Source organism: Chondromyces crocatus (assembly GCF_001189295.1).
GTDB classification, from domain to species: Bacteria; Myxococcota_A; Polyangia; order Polyangiales; family Polyangiaceae; genus Chondromyces; species Chondromyces crocatus.
In genome coordinates, this window is the sequence record NZ_CP012159.1 from 862,222 (window position 1) to 882,604 (window position 20,383).

The window sequence follows — 20,383 nt, forward strand, 5'->3', positions numbered from 1 at the left end:
CGCGACGACCGCCAGCGATGAGAGCGGTTTGGATGCTGGCATGATGCGCGATGGCGCCCACATGACGCAGCGCCGTGCGTGAATGCTGGCGCGATCGGAAGGCGCATACCGATGTGCCGGGGTGAAGTTCGCGAGCTGGAATCGCTCAAGCTGTTTCGACGGGACGAGTGGAGTGATGTCGGCCGTCTTCTTGCGGCGATGACGAAAGGTCTCGGCCCTATCTCCTGTAAACCGTTGCCGTCGTGGAGCCCGAGCCGTTGTCATTCCAACTGCTCGCGTTGCTCACTGAATAGGCACACATCCCGACGGTAAAAGACCCTTGATCGGAGATCTCGGCGCTCAGTGTCTGGATGATTCGTGAACCCGTCGGTACGCGTATCCCGTTGACGCCGACGGGTTCGATGGTGCTGATGTTACCGCCGCTGGTGGGCTGGTAACACATATTGAGATTCAATCCGAGTCCGCCATTGGCCTGTGAGCTTCCAAAGGCTTTGCTGGAGATGACGAGGGCCGACTGGCCCTGGCCGATGTTGACGGTGACCGTCGGTCCCACGAAGTTGGTTGTCGCGGTGGGATTGAGGCCGACGCCCCATGCTTTGGTCACGGCCACCACTCCGGAAGGTCCGGTGGGCCCAGCTGCCCCCGCGCTGCCGGTCGGTCCCGCGGGGCCGGTTCCCCCGGCCGGCCCCGTCGGCCCTGCGGGGCCGGCGCCGCCCGGGGGCCCTGCGGGACCTGCGCCACCTGCGCCACCCGTCGGTCCGGCGGGGCCTATACCTCCCGCCGGTCCCATGGGACCTGTGGCACCCGCGGGACCCTCCAGGCCTGCCCGATTGCCGACCCAGTTGCCATTTTGATCGATGACTTGGGTGGAACCGACGGTCACCGACGTGGGATGGATGTCACCAATGGCGTCATTGCAGACGAGCGCGTAGGGAATGCTGTTGATTTTCGCTCGTGGCGATAGCACCTCGCCGTCGATCGTGATCTGCAGGTAAAGCGCCTTGTCCGGGCCGGCATGATTGCGAAACAGGTCCTCGGACAGCGCGATGCTGTCCCCAAGGGCGACCGCATAGTAGCCATCATCGAAGGTGACGGACTGGGTCTCCGCCCAGACGGGAGGGGCCTGATCGTCCCCCGGTGACATCTGCGTGAAGAGCTCGAACTTCATGGGCAGGGGCTTGGGCCCCTCGGCGCCGATCGGGACCCCGTTCACATCGTAGAGGCGACCCTGGTGACCGATCGTGTGAGGGACGAGAGGCGCTGCAGATGCCACCCAGGCAACGCCCACCGCGCTGCTCATCAGAACCAGTGCTGCAACGCGAGGTAGGTTGGCTCTTTTCATCGGTGGTCCTCGTTCGCTCCGATCACGCCGCCATTCAGGCGAAACCTGTTGGAAGTCATCTGATTTTGGTTCTGGGTCGACTGGCCGACCGTGAAGATCAGTCGATAGCTGCTGCTCGTCGCGACCCCTGCGGCGGAAACCACCTCCGTGCCTGGAGGCCCGAAGCTCTGTGGCGGGCCCCCCGCCCCGCCGCCACCCGTACCACCCTCGCCGCCGCCGCCGCCGTTCCCGGCAGTGGTCGTGCTCGACGTCGAGGTGGGATCACTCCCGCACCCGAGCCATCCGGCTGATCCCGCGAGGAAGAGAAACGCGGAGACGCGTGCTAGCCGTCCCAACCGCTGACTCAAGTCAACCTCCAGCTCGTCGAAAAGAGCTTCCAGGCTACCCAGATTCAGCCGGGCCTCAACCTCGAAAACCCGGCGCTGCCTTGCCGTTGCCGGGTCGGGTCGCTTTCCCGACGGCAAGGTGAGCGCCGATCGCTTGGAAGCTTCGTGCTGAACCATGCTGATGGCGGTGGGTTGGACCGTTACTTTGGCAGGACGGATTTTGGAGTATGCTTCTCGACGGAGCCTCTGGATGTCTCTAGCCCTCGCAGACGGAACAATTTTCGCCGGGCGGTATCAGATCGTCCGGTGCATCGCCTCGGGTGCGATGGGCGCAGTCTACGAGGCCGCGCATCTTGAGACGGGGCGCCGCGTCGCCATCAAGGCGATGCTCCACCACATCGTCCAGAGTCAGGAGCTGCGGGAGCGCTTCAAGCTCGAGACCCGGGTCGCAGCGCAGATCGAGAGCGAGTTCATCGTCGACGTGTTCGATGCCGGCGTCGATGAACGAACGGGGCTCCCGTTCCTGGTGATGGAGTTGCTCCGAGGGGAGGAGCTGGGGCAGCGGCTCGCTCGAGCGACGCGCTTCACGCCTGCAGAGACGGTGACGTACCTCCACCAGACGGCGCTCGCGCTGGACCGCACACACCAGGCGGGCATCGTTCACCGTGATCTGAAGCCTGCGAACTTGTTCCTGACGCAGCGAGACGATGGGTCTCCCCGGATCAAGGTGCTCGACTTTGGCGTGGCGAAGGTGGTCGCCGACGGCGCTGCGCAGGCCGCGATGACCCGCAACCTGGGCACGCCCTTCTACATGTCCCCCGAGCAGTTCATGGGTGAGGCGCGCATCGGACCCGCATCGGACACCTATGCGCTCGGCATGATGGCGTACACCTTCCTCACGGGAGAACCCTACTGGGCGCCTGAACTCCGCAAGGATTCTAACATGTTCGCGTTCGTGAACATTGCGGTGCTCGGACCCAGAGAGCCTGCCAGTGTTCGCGCGCAGCGGCTGGGTGTCGCGTTGCCTGCAGGGTTCGACGCATGGTTCATGAAGGTCTGCGCGCCCAGCCCTCCGGATCGGTTCCCTGCGGCGACTGCCGCCACGGCGGCGCTGGCGCATCTCTGCGGCGTTCCGGCGCTGGGCAACGCCACGGGGGTGCTGGCGAACCTGTCACCCCAGGGACTGACGAACACGGCGGCCGAGATCGATGCGCCGTTCGCTCCACGCAAGGGGCCCCGCATCGCCGTAGCCTCCTTGGCGATCGGTGTCGTGGGGATCGTGGGCACCATCGTCTACACCCTTGCCGTCAAACGACCCGAATCCGACCCGATGCCAGCTCAAAGCACGGTTGGAGCGCTCCTGGAGCCAGGGGCGATGGACAGCGCTTCGGCGCCGGTGGCAAGCGCGCCACCCTCGCCGAGTGAGAGCCCGTCGGCTGAACCAGCCGACCCGCCCATCGATCTGGATGCGCCGGCATCTTCCGCTGCGGCCTCAGCGAGCGGGAGGTCGAAGCCTGCCGTCGTGACGCAACAACCGCCTTCAGGCCAGCCTCAGGTACCGTCGACCACAGGATCGAAGCCTTCCCTCTACGGTCAAGACTGAACAGCGCCGTCGTTCCTCGGCTTCGTGGTTCTCACCTGGCAACGACGACGGTAACCTGACGCCACGTATGGTGGCTTCTCGTTCTCTGACCGCGGCCTGGGTCGTCGGAGCGCTCTTGTTCGCTTCGCCAGCTCTTGCTGAAGATGTCGCTGCCGCAAAGGCGCTGTTCACCGAAGGGCTGGAGCAGATGCAAGCGGGTCTTTACGAGAAGGGCTGCCCTGCCCTCCGGGAGAGCTACCGGCTCGATCCTCGTATCGGGACGCTGTTCACCCTGGCGGAGTGCGAGGCCAAGTGGGGCCGCATCGCCACGGCTGTTGCTCATTACAGCAACTATCTCAACCAGGTCGCTGCCATGCCAGCGGGGCAGCGGCTCAAGCAACAGGCGCGTGAGAAGGTGGCGAAGCAGCAAAAAGATGCGCTGTCGCCCCAGGTGCCGGAGCTGACGCTGACGCTACCGTCCACGGCACCCGAAGGGACGGTCGTGAAGCGCAATGGTGTGATCATGGCCGCACCATCGCTCGGGGTCGCGCTGCCGGTCGATCCTGGTGAGCACGTCATCGAGACGCAAGCGCCGGGCGGAGAGGTCACCGAGAAGAAGATCTCGATCGAGCGCGGGAAGCAGATGACGGTGGACCTCGAGGTCGCGGAGCCCATGACTCAGCCCGAGCCAGGCGCGACGCAAGGGGCAGAGGGGCAGGGGGCGTCGAAGGGAGGGTTGTCAGGGGGGACCGAACCCTCCACACCACGTGGGCAGGGGCAACGGATCGCAGGCTATGTGGTCGGGGGGGTCGGGGTCGCTGCGCTGACTGTCGGGGGAATCATGGGAGGGCTGGCGCTGTCGAAGCGCGGGACCCTGAGCAGCGACTTTCGTTGCTTCAATAATCCCGAGAATCGTTGCGAGAACGGTGCGCAGGACACTCTCGACCAGGCGAAAGCATTCGGCTGGATCAGCACCGTCGGCTTCGGTGTCGGCTTGCTGGGGCTTGGTGTCGGAACCGTTCTGATTTTGACGGCGCCGTCGTCCGACGATGCCAGGAAATCGTCAGGCAAGGCCGAGCCCACGAGCAACAGCAAGTGGATGAAAGCGGGCGTTCTTTCTGCTGGGCCCAGTGGTGCCCTGTTCGGCGTGCAGGGAGGTTTTTGATGCTTGGCCATAATCGCGTGTCGTTGCTCATCGGTGCAACCTTTGCGGTCAGTACGGGCTGCACTTACCTGCTCGGCCTGGAGGACTTGAGCGTGGCCGGCACGGGTGGCGGGAGCAGTACGACGACGACCACGGGGACTGATCCGACGTCGGTCGGTGGAAACGGGGGCGGTGCCGGGGCGGGTGGAGATGTCTCGGTTGATTGTCCCGAGTGCAACGAATTCGTCTCGGTGCCCAATGGAGCGAGCAAGCTACTGGTTGCTGGAGACTTCCTCTACTGGTCGACGACGGATGGGAGCCTGCATGCGCAGAGAAAACGTCTCAGCGATACGCAACCGAATGAGCTGCAGGATATTCCTTGGTCGACAGAGTCTGGGGATCCGAACTTTGAACCGACTGAAGTAACAAGTGCTGGATTGGTGGTGACACAGCACCATCTATGGTGGGCTAGCCACGATCGCCTAGGTCGCGCGCTTCTGGACGATCAAGAAATGGAGATCGCGACTTTTAGAACAGCGAATATCGAGACGCCATCGCCGGAAGCGGATCCAGAGCGGAATAAGATTGCTGGCCAGGGTAACGATGTTTATTGGACTCAGGGGGCGAGTGCTATCTGGTCTATCAAAATGATTGCCGATCTCGGTGGAGGGGGAGTGAATGAAAGCGATGTCGTGGTTGATATCCAAAGCGAGGTCAGTGGATTGGCGCGTGCCGATTCGAAAACATTTTGGGCCGAGTACGCCAGTTGGTTCATCTATGCTGCGGACGAATTCCCGCCACCCGATCTATATGCCAATGTTGGCGGCGTAATGAAGCTGCTGACATCCCATGGTAATAGGATCTCTTGGATGAGTGTTGATGACAAGAAGATATGTGTGAGTGATCCGGGCGCCGCTTCGCCGACGGAGCGCTGTGATGGGGTGAATGCTAACGATATTATAAACCGAGTGGGAGATCTGGCGTCAGATGGGACATGTATCTACTGGACCATTCCTGACCTCGGAATGGTTTATTATGCTTTCGAAGACGACGGGAATGGGACATGGACTTCGATGAACTGGTCTGTTGGTTCTAGTGAAAGTGAAGAGCCAACCGCAAAACCAGAATCGCTAGCCGTGAGTGACACGCATGTGTTCTGGGTGCGTGAAGCCGCTGGCAAGGATCCGTCGATCAGGTCCAAAGCAAGGCCCGAAGAGTGCAAATAGTTGTAGCCGGAGAGTTGCTGAACGTCGGATCGGGCCATGAGCGCCGAATGTTTGATGCGCGGGCTCTGGATTTGTGCGTTCAGCGATACATCGTGTGCTCGAGTTGAAGCTGACGCCGATCTAGCTTACCTGCTGCCGTTCGAGGCAATTGGTTCTGAAACGTGACGAGTCGCGGGGTTTTATATTTTGCGAGTCGCTCTCGTGCGAATGAGAGGAGTGCTTCGGCTGTGATGGCGCCTCTCGGAACGACGACGGCATGACATGCCTCCCCCCAGTAGGGATCAGGGACGCCAATGACGGCGGCCTCAGAGACGGCTGGATGAGCGGCGAGAACGCTCTCCACCTCCGCAGGGTAGATGTTCTCCCCACCTGAGATGATCACGTCCTTGGCGCGTCCAACGATGCGTACGGCGCCCGTCCCATCGATCGTGGCGAGATCCCCCGTATGCAACCAGCCTTCGCGGATGGCATCAGCCGTTGCGCTTGCGTCGTCCCAGTAACCCGCGCAGACGTGAGGGCCTCGGACAAGTAGATCGCCGACACGAGCTGGGCCGCAGTCCTGACCCTCCTCGTCGATGATCCGGATGTCGATGCCTAGGAGTGGATACCCCACGGCACCCGGCTTCCGCTGGACCTCCTCGTCGGGAAGCCAGAAGGTGTTCGGTCCGGCTTCGGTCAAGCCATAGCCTGTCTTAAAGGACGGCACGCCACGGGCCCAGAACCGCTCGAAGACGGGAAGCGGGCACGGGGCGCCCCCACTGATGACGAGCTTCAAGCGCTCCAGGGGAGCGTCGCGCCAGCGCGGGTGCTCCTGCATGGCGAGGAACATCGTGGGGACGCCGAAGAACAAGGAGACGGGGTGGCGCGTGATCAGGTCGTAAACCTGGTCGACGTTGAACTCACGGCAGACGATCGAGGCGCCGCCCAGGTACACGAGCGGCGCGGTGAAGACATTGAGCCCGCCCGTGTGAAACAGCGGCGCGTTGAGGATTGCCAGGTCGTCGGGCGTCAGCCCCCAGCCCGTGATCGTGTTGAGGGCGTTCCAGGTGATGTTGCCGTGGGTGAGCACCGCGGCCTTGGGCAACCCGGTCGTTCCGCCGGTGGTGCAGAGCACCCAGGGATCCTCCGGGCCGAGGTCGACGGCGGGGGGAGGGGCTTCGGGACAGCGCTCTCGCTCGGCGAAGAGGAGATCCTCTGGCGCGCCACGCTGGGCCTCGGACAGAGCAACCCAGCGACGGATCGACGCGCTCTCCGCGCGATCCCGCAGCGCCTCGAGGAGCGGTAGCTCGTCCGGGCCGTAGGCCAGCAGCACGGGGCGGGTGCGCGCGACGAGGCCGGCCAGCTCGCTCGCGGTGAGCCGCCAGTTGAGGGGCTGGAAGATGGCGCCCAGCTTTCCGCAGGCGAACCACAGGTCCAGGATCTCGACGCAGTTCTTCGAGAGCACAGCGACGCGGTCGCCGCGGGTCACGCCCTCCTGGCGGAGCAGATGTGCGGTGCGATTCACTTGCCGGTTCCAGTCCCGGTAGGTGAGCCGCGCTTCGCCTCGGAGGGTGTCGACGAGCGCCAGGCGATTGGGAGAGAGTTGCGCGCGACGGCCGAGCCAGTCTCCGAAAATCATGCGCTGATGATAGCTTCTCCCCTCGTGAGAGACGTCGGGTCTGCGGATCTGCGGATCGATGACGTTGGGAGGGTGCGGTGGTCTTGACGCGCCCTTCGCCAGGACAGATCCGGGACAGATGGTGATCGGATGGTGAAGGACAGCAACAAGAAGCGCGGCGCCAAAGCGTCAGCGACTGCAGCACCACCCGTGCGGCTGGTGACGTCGCAGGGGGAAGCGGCGTCGGAAGAGGAGGCTCCTCGGCCGACGGAAGCGGCGCTCCCGAGCGAGCCGGGGCTGGATCTCACGCCGACGGTGGCGGCGAATCTGAAGCGGTTCCGGCAGGAGCGGGGGCTGTCGCTCGAGCGCCTGTCGCGCGCTTCGGGCGTGAGTCGGGCGATGCTCGGGCAGATCGAGCTGGGGCAGAGCACGCCGACGATCAATGTGCTCTGGAAGATTGCGCGGGCGCTCGGGGTGCCGTTCTCGGGGCTGATCAGCGAAGCGGCGACGCCGGGCACGGTCGTGATGCCGTCGTCGCGAGCGCGGGTGCTGCGCTCCCATGATGGCGGTTTCTCCTCACGGGCGCTGTTTCCGATGGATCGGCCGCGCAGCGTCGAGTTCTACGAGCTCCATCTGGCCCGTGGCGCGATCGAACTCGCCGATCCGCATCCGACGGGGACCACGGAGAACCTCGTCGTCCACGTGGGGACCGTGGAGATCGTGGTGGGCGCAGAGCGCAGGACGCTGGCCGCTGGCGACGCCATCCTGTTCGAGGCCGACGTGCCGCACAGCTACCGGAACGCGGGGGATGGGGAGGCGGTGATGTACCTGGTCATGACGTACGGCCCGCGGGCGTGACGGCCGGCTCGCCCCCGGGCATGCGCGGGGGCGCGCTGCTGGGCGCCGTGAGGAGCACGCTCAGGAGGCCGGGATGGGGACCTTCCGTCAGCCCTTCCGGGCGATGCGATGGTGAGGTGCAATCCGCTATCGTAGAGGCGCGTCCGACATTTTGTCGGAGTCACCTTGCGGCCGTCCGTTATAGTGGATATTAGATCTGCTGTGACACCTCCTGCATGAGGCTCTGGCCGACGATCCGGCCGGAAGGTGAGGGAGCTATGCGGATCGCATGGATCGGCGGGCTTGATCGCAATGAAGCACAGCTCAAGCGGATGGCGGCGCAGGCTGGTCATCGGCTGGATTTTCACAAGGGCGACACCAAGGGGCGTGGGGCGGATGACCTCCGCTCGATCGTCGAGCGTGCTGACCTGGTGATCGTGCTGACGGACGTCAACAGCCATGGCGGCGTGCAGCTCGCCCGACGGATCTGTCAGCGGCTGGGGCGAGCGGCGTTGATCGTCCGGCGCTGCGGCGCCGCCCAGTTCCAGAACCTGCTCGATGCGCTCGCTGCGCGTGAGCACCGTGATCTCGCAGCAGCTCTGGCGAGCTGACGTACTCCGCGCCGCGAGCGGGGCCGAGACGGACGCCGCTGCGAGCCTGGGGTGAGGGGAGCGCGGGCGAGGCGTCGAGGGTCGTCCCTTGGGCTTCCATGAGATCTGCGGTTCGCAGGTCCGGGGGTAGCATGGGGGCGATGGCTGCGGACTCCTTCTCCTGCCCACGCTGTGGGGCGCCCGTCGATGCGTCGGCGCGGCACTGCTCCTACTGCGCGGCGCCGATCGCTGTCGTGCGCTGTGCCGGCTGTTTCCATCTGAGCTCGATCCAGGCGGTCCACTGCGCTGGGTGCGGGCTCGAGCTGGGGCTGGAGCCGATCGCGCGCGCGGGGCAGCTGCCCTGTCCTGACTGCCAGCAGCCGCTCTCGGTGATCGAAGAAAACGTCGGGACGTTGCACGACTGCTCGCTGTGCGGGGGGCAGTTCGTGGAGCACGCGTTGCTGCGGGAACTGATCCAGCGGCGCGAGCTGTCCCACGTGCCGGGGGGGACGCCGTCGCTGCGGCGGTCGAGCTTGGAGCCGGTGCGATACCGTCCCTGTCCCGCCTGCGCCCAGCTGATGAACCGGAAGAACTTCGGCGAGTCGAGCGGGGTGATCGTGGACACCTGTCGAACGCACGGGACCTGGTTCGATCAAGGGGAGCTCCCGCGTGTCCTCGGGTTCATTGCCGCCGGGGGCTTGGCGCGGGCGAGGCAGAGACAGGCCGAGGAGCGAGCGCGGGCGCTGAAGGCGGAGATCTCCCTTCGCGTGGGCTCTCTCCGGGCGCTGAACAGCGATGCGAGCAGGCTGGCACCTCGCGTCGATCTGCCCCTGTTCGACGACATCCTCTCGTACTTCCTGGACTTGTTGCCCAGGTCGCGGTGAGCCACACGTGCCTGCCGTCGGGCCGGCGTACTATCCTCGCGCCCCGTGAGGCTGCTTCTTCTACATACCGGTGGCACGCTCATGATGCGCGGCGGCGACGGGGCCCCTTCGCGGCGAGCGGCATCGCTGGACGGCTCGGTCGAGGCGCACGAGGTCGGGCCGCTCGAACCCGATGTCTACACGCAGGATCTGCTCGCGGAGCTCCCCGTGCTTCGCAAGATCGCGGAGATCGAGGCGAGGATCCTGTTCAACCTGGACTCGGCCGACATGCAGCCGCGTCACTGGGTGGAGATCGGGCGAGCGGTGCACGCGGCGCTGCCTCGGTACGATGGGGTGGTCATCGTGCATGGGACCGACACGATGGGGTACACGGCGAGCGCGCTGGCCTTCTTGCTGCCAGGGCTCGATCGACCCGTGGTGCTGACCGGCTCGCAGCGGCCTCTGACGGATGTGCGCACCGACGCCCGCACGAACCTGGTCGACGCTTGTCTGATGGCGACGTCGGGGATCCCGGAGGTGGGGGTCGCCTTCGGGTCGAAGCTCCTTCGAGGATGCAGGGCGACCAAGGTGGATGCGTGGGGGATGAGCGCGTTCGGGTCGCCGAGCTGCGCGCCACTCGCCGAGCTGGGCGTCGGGGTGAACCTGGCGCCTCACACGCTGCCGTCACGCCCTCTGCAGGCGTTCGATGATCGGATCGAGCCGAGGGTGCTCGCTTTCCGGACGTTCCCTGGACTGGATCCACGGCTGGTGATGGGCGCGCTCGGGGCGGGGGTGAAAGGGCTCGTGGTCGAGGCGTTCGGGACAGGGAATCTGCCGATCAAGGAAAGCTCGCTCATTCCGGTCCTGGAGGCGGCGAGAGCGATCGATGTGCCGGTGGTGATCGTGAGTCAGTCTCCGCGCGGCGCGGTCGATCTCCACAGATATGCTGGAGGCGCTGCCGCTGCACGTGCGGGCGCGATCGGAGCGGGTGACATGACGCCCGAGGCCGCGCTGGCCAAGCTGATGATCACCCTGGGTCGTGTGGGGCAGGAGGGAGCCGTGCGCGCTGCGCGGGAGGCATTCTCCAGATCCTGGGCGGGGGAAGTGAGCGAGGTCTGACGATGGGAGCCGGTGAGATGGGCAGGCCGGGAGGGGCCCTGGGTCTGGTTCAGTCCAGGCGGTGAAACGCGGAAGGATGCTGTAATCTGGCCGTCAGCCTTCACTTGGCTGGAGCGGGCATCCGAGTAGTCCATAGGAACCGCACATCCGCTCAGCAGGAAGGCCGCAGAGTTGGTGCGGGCATACCGATCGAGTTAGGCCCTCGACGGCGCTCCTGTATCATGCGCCATCATGGAGCTCACCCCAGGCACAGTCATCGCCGGGCGCTACCGCATCGAGAACCGCGTCGGCGCTGGCGGCATGGGCGAGGTCTGGTCCGGCGAGCACATGTCGGTAGGGTCGCGGGTGGCCCTGAAGACGCTCCTTCCAGCGGCTGCGTGCAATCACGAGGTGGTCGCTCGATTTCGACGAGAGGCTTATTTCCTCGGGAGGATCCGCAGCGACCACGTGGCGCGTGTCGTCGACTTCGTCGCGGACGACGCCGTGGGCCTCGTGCTGGTGATGGAGTACATCGAGGGGGAGCCGCTCTCGAAGATCCTCCAGCAGAAGGCGCTCACCGTCGAGGAAGCGGTGGAGCTCGGCGTCGATATCGTGACGGCCCTGCGCGACCTGCACCAAGCGAAGGTCATTCACCGTGATCTGAAGCCCGGCAACATCATCATTCAGCGCCGCTACGATGGGCGTCCTCGGGCCGTGATCGTCGACTTCGGGGTGAGCCGAATCGTGAAGGGCAGTTCCGAAGACGAGGAGATGACCGGGATCACACGCGCCGACATGGCGGTGGGGACCATTGAGTACATGGCGCCCGAGCAGATCCTGAATTCGCGTGATGTGACGCCGGCGAGCGATCTGTATGCGGTCGGCGCGCTGCTGTTCCGGGCCGTCGCGGGTCATCACGTCTTTGGCGACCTGTACGACGTCGAGCTCGCGAAGACGAAGCTCACCAAGGACCCTCTGCCCCTCCAGACGGGGCGAGGTGACCAGGTGGCGAAGGGGCTGGAAGAGGTGGTCGGCAAGGCGCTCAAGCGCAAGCCGAAGGAGCGCTACGACAGCGCAGACCGGCTTCTCGGGGATATCCTCGCGATCCGTGACATGTCCCGCGTCGGTGTGCGGTCACCGAGCGAGCTCGATCTCGAGGCGACGACACACAGCGTGAAGGGGGCGATCGCGCCCTTCACCGACGTGACGGCGAGCCCCAGCATGACGAGGCCGCGCATGTCCTCGCCAGGGCTGCCGCCACCCTCCTCGCCGCCCTCGTCTCCGGGCCGAACGTCGTCTCCTGGTCGGGCTTCCTCTCCTTCGCTCGTGCCGAGCGAGCCGAGCGTCGCCATGCGCTCCACGCACCCGCCCAGTCGGGGGAGCCTGACCGGCGCGGTCGCTTCACCCGTCGAGCCGAGACGGAAAGGGATCCCCGTGGTCGCCACGGTGGCGCTCGTCCTGGTTGCTCTGGCGGGCGGGGCAGGTCTTGCGTTTGCGGTGCTGCAAGGGAAGGTGCCTGGCCTCCTTGGCCCTCGGGTCGAGGAGACCCGCTCAGTGACAGCGGCCTCGCCGGAAGCCGTCGAGCCTTCACCGACGCACCAAGACTTGCCGACACCACCTCCCGTTGCGACGGCCGCGCCGGCTCCGGAGGGGCAGGACATCGACCTCGATGCGCCTCCCGCTGCAGAATCTGCCGCGCAGGTTGCCCTCCCGGCTGCACCGAAGGCCATCGCGCAACCGAAGCCGAGCCCAAGCGCTGCGCCGGTGGACACCGCTGCTGCTCCGCTCAAGTCGAACGCGTCGCCCGCACCGTTCTCCGGTCTCGGGAAGGCGGCTTCGACGGCTCCGGCAGCGACGCCGCTGGAGGCTCCCGCGTCACCTCCGCTGAAGGTACCTGCTCCCGCAGCGTCGAGCCCGACTTCGGCGCCGGCGCCCTCCACGTCGGTGACCAGTCCTCCGATGTCGACGCCGACGTTCTGATGGCTGTCTCCACGTCGGTGACCAGTCCTCCGATGTCGACGCCGACGTTCTGATGGCTGTGGGTCAGCCCGACCGAGGGCTGCGTCGCTCGCAACGTCCTCGAAAGGTCAGGCGAATCTGACGTCGACGCTGGCGTCCCGAGGCGCGCCGTCGGGATGCTCGGCGTCGTGAGCGCGCGGCGTCCTCGTCCTGCGCGCTGAGTCGATGGCAGGTCCTGGCGACGAGCCAAAAAGAGGATGCCCGGTCGCAACCCTCTTCACGGGCGAACCGGGCCGAAGATACCTTGACAGGTGCCATGATTTTCCCGCGTAAGCAGGGAACTACTCGTTCCTGGTGTGCATTTTCCTTCCTCCTGGCGACCCTCGCGGTGAGCCCTCAAGTGCTTGCACAGCAAGCGAATGAAGGCTCGGCGCTCAGTCGCTTCGAACCGGCGCCTGCGGGCGACCGGATGTTCGGCGTCGCCTCGCCTTACACGGCCGGGGAGCTCACGCCGCATGTGATGGTCCTGGCAGACTACGCGCACAACCCGCTCGTTCTTCGGCGAGAGGCCGACGATGAAGTGGCCGGCGCGGTGATCGGGGATCAGCTCATCCTTCACCTCAACGCGTCGCTCGCGCTCTGGCGCCGTGTCACCGTGGACCTCAACGTGCCGCTGGCGGTGCTCCAGTCGGGGGACAACCCTTCGGCCGGTGGCATGGGCGCGGCCTCGCCGACCGGCGCCGCGCTCGGCGACCTTCGGCTCGGCGCACGTGTCGCGCTCCTGGGGGAGTATCATGATGCCTTCCAGCTCGCCGTTGGGGGACGTGTCTGGCTGCCGACAGGCTCACGCGATGCGTACCTCAGCGATGGGGCGATACGCGCAGCTCCTCAGTTGATCGTCGGCGGGCGCATCGACGCACTCGTCTGGTCTTTCGCAGCGAGCCCTCAGTTTCGGCCGACGCGGGTGGTGCCGGGTGGAGAGCAAGGCACCACGCTGCAGTGGGGAGGTGGCATCGGGTTTCTTCTGGCGGAGGGACGCCTCCAGGTCGGTCCGGAGCTGAGCATGGAGCTGGGGTTGGTCGAGCCGAGTGTTCGCTCCTTCAACAGCGAGCTTCTCCTCGGCGCGCGGTATCGGATCCTGCCAGATATCGAGGCAGGGCTCGGTGCAGGTCCGGGTCTGACGGGCGCTGCGGGTACGCCGGACTTCCGCGGCGTGGCCATGCTCGCCTGGACCTCGGAGCAACGAGGGCCACGTGATGGTGATGGGGATGGCGTCGCCGATGAGCGAGACGCATGCCCTGACGTGCCCGGTGTGCAGAGCGAGGACGCCTCGAAGAACGGGTGCCCTGCGCTGAAAGATCGCGATGGCGATGGCATCGGCGATGCGCAGGACGCCTGTCCCGACTTCCCGGGGGTGCAGAGCGAAGACGCCGCAAAGAACGGCTGCCCCAGCGACAAGGACGGTGATGGCATCGCCGACGAGCGGGACGCTTGTCCCGACGTGCCTGGCGTTCAGAGCGCGGATGCTGCGAAAAACGGGTGCCCGGGCGACAAGGACGGCGATGGCATTCCGGACGCCAAGGATGCCTGCCCAGAGATCCCAGGCCCGCCGGACGAAGATCCGCGAATGAATGGTTGTCCCAAGGATGATCGCGATAAGGACGGAATTCCGGACGCCATTGATATGTGCCCCAATGAGAAGGGGCTCCCGAGTGCCAACCTCGACGAGCATGGGTGCCCGAAGACGGTCCGGGTGACGACCGAGGAAGTGCGCCTCCTGCAGCAAATTCAGTTCGACTTCGATAGTGCAAGGATCAAGCCGATCAGCGATCCCATCCTCGATGACATCACCCAGGCGCTGAAGGACCATCCCGAAATTCTGCACGTCGAGGTGCAAGGACATACGGACGAGAGCGGCACGAAGGCGTACAATCGGTCCCTCTCCCAACGTCGGGCCGAAGCGGTGCGACAGGCCCTCATCAAGAGAAGCATCGACCCCGATCGGCTATCTGCAAAGGGGTATGGGCGGGACGTCCCGCTCAACAACAACGAGACGGAGGAGGGGCGGCAAACCAACCGCCGCGTTCAGTTCAAGATCGTCCAGACGACCACGAGGAAACCGTAGGTCGAGGAGGGCTCCCGAAATGAAGCGCTTCACTCTTGTTGGCATCCTGGGCACGGGTCTGCTGTGCGCTGCAGCGGGGGATGCTGCTGCTGCACCGAGCCTGCGCGTGATGGTCGATCAGGAAGGCGACTTCGCGCTGATCGGCAACACGCTGGGGCAGGACTGTCGAAGGAGCGTTCCGAAACCCGTGGTCGGAACGGTGGGCTCTTGCGGCGACGAGCAGGCGGTCCTCGACTCGGCGCCTGACGTGCTGTGGCGGGCCGATTCACCCGACCTGGGTCAGGCAGAGGCCAACGCCGAGATTTCCAGTGAGCAGGCCCGCACGGCAGCCATGCTGGTGTTGCCGGACGGCGCCGTCGTCACGCACGCGCTGCTTTACTGGAGCGCGCAGATCGAAGCGGGGGTCGACACCACCGCCATCTTCGATCGTGAAGATGCGTTTCACGAAGAGGTGACGGCGCTCGATAGCTGGGAGGTCACGATCAACCGTGACAAACCGGACGAGGCCCACATGTACCAGTCGGTCGCGGATGTGACCGCGCTGGTCAAGGCGCATGGTGCCGGTGCGTTCAGGGTGGGCGGGATCGACGTCATCGACATCCGCGGCCTCGACGATACGCGCACCTACGCCGGCTGGTGGATGGTGGTGCTCTACGAGGCGCCGGGGATGCCGCGGCGGAACCTCGCCGTGTTCGATGGCCTGGAGCGCGTGTCTCGGACCCACAACCAGACGTTCTCACTCGAGGGGCTGCGAATCCCGGAAGGGGGACTCGAAGCCAAGCTGGGGATCGTGGGGTACGAGGGCGACTACAACATCGGTGGAGACCGGCTGTACATCAACCCGTCGAGCGTCACACCCAATCCGAAGGAAGCGCTGGGCGACGAGATGAACCCAGCAGACAATTTTTTCAACGGCTCTCGAGGGTGGCTGGGTATGCCCGTCTCCGTGGAAGGAGATCTCCCGCAGCTCACGGGTGAGCCTCAGAGCATGCCCGGTGTGGACATCGATGTGGTGGACATCTCGTCTCGGGTCAAAGGTGGCGATACCGCGATCCGTGTGCTGGCGACCGCCGACGAGATCGATGGAGATGCAGAGCTCTACTTCATCGGCGGCCTCGTGACGTCGATCGCGCCAGGACCCGGGGGCTACCTCTCCGGTAGTGGGATGTTCGGCCCTTGTGCCGTGCGTGGCGTGGCGGGAGATGGCTGGGGAGGTGGGTGGCTCTTCGGCGTCGCCCTGGCAGGCCTCGTCTCCTGGCGCCGAACAGGTCGACGTCGATAGCGCATCCTCGCGCATGCCCTTCAGGCAGGGAGCGCAGCTGGATGAGATCCTGAGCCAGTCGCTCCGCCCAGCCTCCTTTCGCGGGGAGCATGAGCGGAGCGGAGGTTGAGCCCGCGCTCTTCAGCGCAGCCCAGCTTCCGCCCCGTGGTGTTGCGAAGGTCAGTTGATCGTGAACGACTTGGTCACGCTGACCGGAGCGCCGCTGAACGGGGGGACACGCGCGGCGCGGAAGGTCGCAGCCACACAGCCGCCGACCGGAGTTCCCGCATAAGGCGCCCCCTGCACCTGCGCTGAGGTCACGTTCCCGCTGGGCGCGAAGGTGACCTTCACCTTGCCCGTACCGGTTGGGCCGTCCGGCTTCTTGCACGACTTCGCCGCACCCGCCGCGCTGCCGAGCGCCGAGGTGGCGGCGCCGCGATTGAACTCGGCTCCATCTGCGGCGGCTGCCGGCGCCGCCGTCTTCTCGGGGGCCGCCTCGACCTTCTTCTCTTCCTTCTTCTCTTCCTTCTCAGGCGTCTTGCTCGTGGTCGCGGCGCTGCCCTGCGTCCCTCGCACCGTCCCGGCCTGGTTGCCCGCCGCGACGGCCGCAGGCTCTCCTGCTTTGTGGTCGTCGGTCGGTGCTGGTTCCGCCGTCTTGACCTCGGCGGGCGTCGGTTCCGCCGTCTTGGCCTCGGTGGGGGGTGGCTCTGCGGGCTTCGTGTCTGCCTGGGCCGACGGCTGCGGCGCATCGTTCGTCGCCACGGGTTGCGGAGGTGATGAGAACACGCCGAGTGCTGCTGCGGCGACGCCTCCAACCACCACCAGCGCCCCGACGGCGCCGACGATCAGGCCAACGGGCTTCTTCTTCTGCGGCATGTCGGGGATGCCGTAGGGTGAAACCCCTGGCGCCATTCCCATCGGCGGGGCGACGGAAGGGATGTGCTGTGGTGGCGGAGGCGGGGCCTCCACCACGGGCGCGAGGACGGGCGGAGGCGCGAGCATCGGGGAGCCGATGCCACCCCCGCCGAGGTTCATGATGTCGTCCAGTCCAGCGCGGGCGCCACCATTGCGAGCTGGCGGGGGACGGCTTCCCCCGACGGCCATGGGGCCAGGGCGCATGTCGAGCACCCCCTTCTCTTCCTGCGCCTTCACGGCCGTCTCGGCTGCCGTCAACGCGGAGAGCGAAAACAGCACCGAGTTTTCGTTCCGCGCGCCCGTCATCCGGTCCCCCCCAGGGGGAGGTGCCGAAGGAGCGACCTGGCCTCGGGTCTCCGCCTGCTCGCGTGCGCCGAACACGTCGACGCCGCCGCGAGCACCCGCTCTGCGGGCAGCGGCAGGAGCGGCAGCCCCAGCACCTGAAGGAGGCGCTGCCGCAGCCTGGGCTCCGAGCCCTGCGCTCGCCTGGGAGGCGCTGTCCATGACGACCGTACCCATCAAACCCAAGGGATCCTGGGCAGGTGCCGGCGCTTCGGACACCACCGCCCGCATCAGGTCGGGGACGCTCGAGAGTGGAATCCACTCCGTCATCCCGTCCTTCCACACGTACGTCTCGTGGTTGATGGTCCCTCGCGCGTACTCGGCGACGATCTGGTCCACGTTCAGAGAACGCTCGTCACCCTCGGCCACGTTCACCAGCCACTCGCCTGCGCTGGTCGGTGCCGCCGCGTGCGCGTGATTTTCGGCGAAGACCCGGGTCTCTGCACCGTCATCGCCATCGAGGGGCGGGAGCGCTGCGGGGTGCACAGCATCGCCTTGAACGACGATCGCCGAGCCGCACTTCTTGCACTTGATCTTGACCGTCTTGCCGACGACCTTGTCGTCGGCGATCGTGTACTTGGCCTGGCACGACTCACACGTGATCTTCATTTCGACGATGGCCCTTCCCGTTCGGGGGTGCGGGCATGGGTCCGACTACCACGCACGCGCTGCATTCTCGCGGTTTGGCTCTCGAAGAGAGAATAGCGGCTTCGAGCAAGAGCAATCAAGGCAGCCTTCTCTTGCGTCGCAAGAGCGCGCGTCCTCCGCTCCAGCCCGTACCGTTCAGTTGAGCGGCGCGAGCTGCGCCCCATCCTTCCCACAGAACATGGCTTCTCCTGGGTAGCGCTCGCCGCATATCGGGCAAACTTTCCCGCGCCGCCGCACGCTCGGCCCTGAGGGGATGCCATGCGGTCGGACGGCGGTCCGGGAGGGGTTCGAGGCGTCCGGCGCTGGAGAAGGAGGGGCGTTCGGCGCGAGCCCGTCGTCCTGGGTCGGCTCGTCGTCGGCCTCCACCGTCTCACGGTCCAGCTCGCCCTCGGTGTGGAGCGTCGATCGTCTCCTGCCGCGCCGGAGTACGATCAGGCCGGCGAAGCCGAGGCACGCGGCAATGGCGACCACGATGGCGATGAAGGCGCGCTTGCGTTCTCGCACCGAGCTGTCGCCTACCGCCGCGTTTCCGCCCAGGGTTCCGGTGGCGATCACGGCGACCGCGGGTTGCTCACTCTCTCCCGAGGGACCCAGGCCGCGGGTGGCGAGGAGGGCGTCGTAGTGCTCGGGGCGAACGACCTCGACGCGCACCGAGACCTCACGCCCAGCCACCACGGCGGACACCAAAAGCTCACCCTCCGGAGCGCCGATGGGGACCGTGAGCCTGCCCCCCGCATCCACGGTGCTGAACGCGGCCAGAGGCCCGGCGATGATCGACCAGCTTGGCTTCGCGTCGACGGCGCATCCCTTGCCGTCCATCACCGTGGCGCGGAACTGAAACCTCTCCCCCGGCCGCAACAGCTTGCGCGATGGGGTGACCTCGAGACGGGCTGGTTCCCCAGGATCGGTGCAGTCGTGTGGGCTTGCAGGAGCGGCGACACTTGACGCTGTGGCACCTGGAGCTGGTGCGGGGGGCGAGGCTGGAGAAGCCGTCGCGGCGCTGCTCGGTGGGGGGCTCGCGTCGACCGATGCTGATGCTGGTGGGCTGCTCTGCTCGCGGCGGAGCAACGAGTAGGAGCGAGAGCGTGTGACCGAGGCGGTGCACGTCGTGCTTTGCTGGTCGGCCTCGTACTGGGCCGTCTCGCTCATGCTGATCGAGGTGTCCGTTGCCTGGGTGGTGGTGACCACGGTGATGCGGCGCGGAGCGCCTGGCGCCGTCGTGCAGCGTGTGCGCCATGCTCGCCCGGCGCCCGAAGCGGAGTGGCTCGACCGAGAGAGCCGTGGTGTCTGCTCCCAGCAAGAGGTGGTGCTCCAGGACCTCCCCGCCCCCGAGATCAGAAGCTCGGCGCCCTGTTGCTGGATCTGGACCGTGCCTCCCGGTGCTCCATGGGAGGCCGGCTTCGGCCCGCAGTCCTCGCCCCATGACGAGGCGGCCCATTGCTCCGAAACGGCGCTCGCCGTCCACGTCCCGCTCAGAGACTGTGCCTCTTGCGAGAGCGCGGCCCTCGATGGCGAGACGATGAGCAGCAGGGTCATGCCGCCAAGCAGGTGTCGTCCCACGCCGTCAACGTAGCAACGACCAGGGCTCACGCGAAGCCGTGGCCTCCGTCGGTCTTCTCCGAGGAGGCCTCCCCGAGCATCGAGGTGCCCTGGCCGATCGGACTTCGGCCAGGAAGCCGCACTCGGCGCGTCGGGCTAGGGCCTGTCCCTAAATTTCCCCATCGTCAAAAACTTGGCCCACCTGCCCTGAGTGTGCTGAGGCAAGGCCACGATGGCAGTTCGACGGCAACTCAACGATCAGCAGTGGTTACGCATCGAGAGCTTCTTGGCGAGTGAGCGGGGTAGAGGGCGACCCGCACTCGACGACCGTCTCTTCGTGGATGCCGTTCTTTGGATCCTCCGCACGGGGGCCCCGTGGCGGGACCTGCCAACGGAATTCGGTCCCTGGCAAACCGTGTTCAACCGCTTCGACCGCTGGTCCAAAACCGGCAAGTGGCAACGGTTGTTCAAGGTGCTGCAGACAGACATCGACGACGAGTGGATCAGCATCGACTCGACGATCGTTCGCGCCCATCAGCACGCGGCGGGGGCAAAAGGGGGAGCCAGGGTCAGTGCATTGGGCGCTCTCGCGGAGGTCTGTCAACGAAGGTGCATTTGACCGTCGATGCCTTGGGTCTACCGCTGGACTTCATCATTACCGAAGGTCAACGTCACGACATCATCGCGGCTCCTGAACTCATCGCGCGCAGTGCGCCCCGCTGTCTCCTCGCGGACAAGGCCTACGACACCAACGACATTCGAGCCCAGCTGGACGCCCTGGGGGCCATCGCGGTCATCCCATCCAAGGTCAACCGCAAGCCACAGATCCCCCACGATCAGCACCTCTACAAGGAGCGTGCTGCCGTCGAGTGTACGTTCAACCTACTCAAGGGGGCGCGCCGACTCGCAACAAGGTACGAGAAGACGGTTCGCAACTACGCCGCGATAGTGACGCTGGCCTGCGTTCTCTGCTGGCTGCGAATTTAGGG

Annotated in this window: 14 protein-coding genes and 1 pseudogene; 11 read left to right on the plus strand and 4 right to left on the minus strand. The window is 65.9% G+C overall.

Features of this window, described 5'->3' with window-relative positions; all coding sequences use genetic code 11:
* Positions 1 to 217: 217 nt before the first annotated feature.
* A complete protein-coding gene (locus tag CMC5_RS03315) occupies positions 218 to 1,168 on the minus strand; it encodes a hypothetical protein (RefSeq protein ID WP_156338119.1) in 951 nt (316 codons plus the stop codon).
* A gap of 750 nt (positions 1,169 to 1,918) precedes the next feature.
* On the opposite strand from CMC5_RS03315, the gene CMC5_RS03325 reads away from it, so the two are divergent.
* The 3 genes from CMC5_RS03325 to CMC5_RS43940 all read left to right on the plus strand — a co-directional run bounded on the left by CMC5_RS03325 (position 1,919) and on the right by CMC5_RS43940 (position 5,620).
* The gene (locus CMC5_RS03325) at positions 1,919 to 3,271 is read left to right on the plus strand and encodes a serine/threonine-protein kinase (protein ID WP_050429052.1); all 1,353 of its coding nucleotides are present in this window, start codon (positions 1,919 to 1,921) and stop codon (positions 3,269 to 3,271) included.
* A gap of 67 nt (positions 3,272 to 3,338) precedes the next feature.
* Positions 3,339 to 4,415, plus strand: coding sequence for a hypothetical protein (locus CMC5_RS03330; RefSeq protein WP_050429053.1), 1,077 nt, complete (start codon positions 3,339 to 3,341; stop codon positions 4,413 to 4,415).
* Positions 4,415 to 5,620 (plus strand): hypothetical protein, encoded by a 1,206-nt coding sequence (locus CMC5_RS43940; protein ID WP_169796402.1) that lies wholly within the window; start codon positions 4,415 to 4,417, stop codon positions 5,618 to 5,620. Before CMC5_RS03330 ends, CMC5_RS43940 begins: the two co-directional genes overlap by 1 nt.
* Positions 5,621 to 5,699: 79 nt before the next feature.
* Here the strand turns inward: CMC5_RS43940 and CMC5_RS03335 are convergent, their stop codons facing one another.
* Positions 5,700 to 7,238 (minus strand): acyl-CoA synthetase, encoded by a 1,539-nt coding sequence (locus CMC5_RS03335; protein ID WP_050429054.1) that lies wholly within the window; start codon positions 7,236 to 7,238, stop codon positions 5,700 to 5,702.
* 129 nt (positions 7,239 to 7,367) lie between these two features.
* Here CMC5_RS03335 and CMC5_RS03340 point away from each other — a divergent pair, with 129 nt between their 5' ends.
* From CMC5_RS03340 to CMC5_RS03370, 7 genes are all read left to right on the plus strand, one after another.
* Positions 7,368 to 8,075: a helix-turn-helix domain-containing protein gene (locus tag CMC5_RS03340; protein ID WP_082362199.1), complete on the plus strand. Its 708-nt coding sequence runs from the start codon at positions 7,368 to 7,370 to the stop codon at positions 8,073 to 8,075.
* 215 nt (positions 8,076 to 8,290) lie between these two features.
* On the plus strand, positions 8,291 to 8,665 hold the full coding sequence (locus CMC5_RS03345; protein WP_245678262.1) for a DUF2325 domain-containing protein: 375 nt from the start codon (positions 8,291 to 8,293) through the stop codon (positions 8,663 to 8,665).
* 140 nt (positions 8,666 to 8,805) lie between these two features.
* Positions 8,806 to 9,528: a zf-TFIIB domain-containing protein gene (locus CMC5_RS03350; RefSeq protein WP_169796445.1), complete on the plus strand. Its 723-nt coding sequence runs from the start codon at positions 8,806 to 8,808 to the stop codon at positions 9,526 to 9,528.
* Positions 9,529 to 9,573: 45 nt separating this feature from the next.
* On the plus strand, positions 9,574 to 10,626 hold the full coding sequence (locus CMC5_RS03355) for an asparaginase (RefSeq protein WP_156338125.1): 1,053 nt from the start codon (positions 9,574 to 9,576) through the stop codon (positions 10,624 to 10,626).
* Positions 10,627 to 10,857: 231 nt separating this feature from the next.
* On the plus strand, positions 10,858 to 12,585 hold the full coding sequence (locus CMC5_RS03360) for a serine/threonine-protein kinase (protein WP_050429058.1): 1,728 nt from the start codon (positions 10,858 to 10,860) through the stop codon (positions 12,583 to 12,585).
* 367 nt (positions 12,586 to 12,952) lie between these two features.
* Positions 12,953 to 14,689, plus strand: a complete 1,737-nt coding sequence (locus CMC5_RS03365) for an OmpA family protein (protein WP_245678263.1) — start codon at positions 12,953 to 12,955, stop codon at positions 14,687 to 14,689.
* Positions 14,690 to 14,708: 19 nt separating this feature from the next.
* A complete protein-coding gene (locus CMC5_RS03370; RefSeq protein WP_050429060.1) occupies positions 14,709 to 15,971 on the plus strand; it encodes a hypothetical protein in 1,263 nt (420 codons plus the stop codon).
* 159 nt (positions 15,972 to 16,130) lie between these two features.
* Here the strand turns inward: CMC5_RS03370 and CMC5_RS03375 are convergent, their stop codons facing one another.
* Together CMC5_RS03375 and CMC5_RS43945 are read right to left on the minus strand one after the other, a co-directional pair.
* Positions 16,131 to 17,816, minus strand: a complete 1,686-nt coding sequence (locus tag CMC5_RS03375) for a zinc-ribbon domain-containing protein (RefSeq protein ID WP_050429061.1) — start codon at positions 17,814 to 17,816, stop codon at positions 16,131 to 16,133.
* A gap of 174 nt (positions 17,817 to 17,990) precedes the next feature.
* Entirely contained in the window at positions 17,991 to 19,415 is a 1,425-nt protein-coding gene (locus CMC5_RS43945; protein WP_156338128.1) for a hypothetical protein, read from the minus strand.
* A gap of 211 nt (positions 19,416 to 19,626) precedes the next feature.
* Between CMC5_RS43945 and CMC5_RS41950 the strand changes: the two are divergent.
* Positions 19,627 to 20,381 (plus strand): annotated as a pseudogene (locus tag CMC5_RS41950) (IS5 family transposase).
* The last annotated feature ends 2 nt before the right edge of the window (positions 20,382 to 20,383 follow it).

Coding starts and splice junctions, on each gene's coding strand:
- CMC5_RS03315 (WP_156338119.1), bottom strand. CDS start 1,168: ATGAAGTTCGAGCTCTTCACGCAGATGTCACCGGGGGACGATCAGGCC.
- CMC5_RS03325 (WP_050429052.1), top strand. CDS start 1,919: ATGTCTCTAGCCCTCGCAGACGGAACAATTTTCGCCGGGCGGTATCAG.
- CMC5_RS03330 (WP_050429053.1), top strand. CDS start 3,339: ATGGTGGCTTCTCGTTCTCTGACCGCGGCCTGGGTCGTCGGAGCGCTC.
- CMC5_RS43940 (WP_169796402.1), top strand. CDS start 4,415: ATGCTTGGCCATAATCGCGTGTCGTTGCTCATCGGTGCAACCTTTGCG.
- CMC5_RS03335 (WP_050429054.1), bottom strand. CDS start 7,238: ATGATTTTCGGAGACTGGCTCGGCCGTCGCGCGCAACTCTCTCCCAAT.
- CMC5_RS03340 (WP_082362199.1), top strand. CDS start 7,368: ATGGTGAAGGACAGCAACAAGAAGCGCGGCGCCAAAGCGTCAGCGACT.
- CMC5_RS03345 (WP_245678262.1), top strand. CDS start 8,291: ATGAGGCTCTGGCCGACGATCCGGCCGGAAGGTGAGGGAGCTATGCGG.
- CMC5_RS03350 (WP_169796445.1), top strand. CDS start 8,806: ATGGCTGCGGACTCCTTCTCCTGCCCACGCTGTGGGGCGCCCGTCGAT.
- CMC5_RS03360 (WP_050429058.1), top strand. CDS start 10,858: ATGGAGCTCACCCCAGGCACAGTCATCGCCGGGCGCTACCGCATCGAG.
- CMC5_RS03370 (WP_050429060.1), top strand. CDS start 14,709: ATGAAGCGCTTCACTCTTGTTGGCATCCTGGGCACGGGTCTGCTGTGC.
- CMC5_RS03375 (WP_050429061.1), bottom strand. CDS start 17,816: ATGAAGATCACGTGTGAGTCGTGCCAGGCCAAGTACACGATCGCCGAC.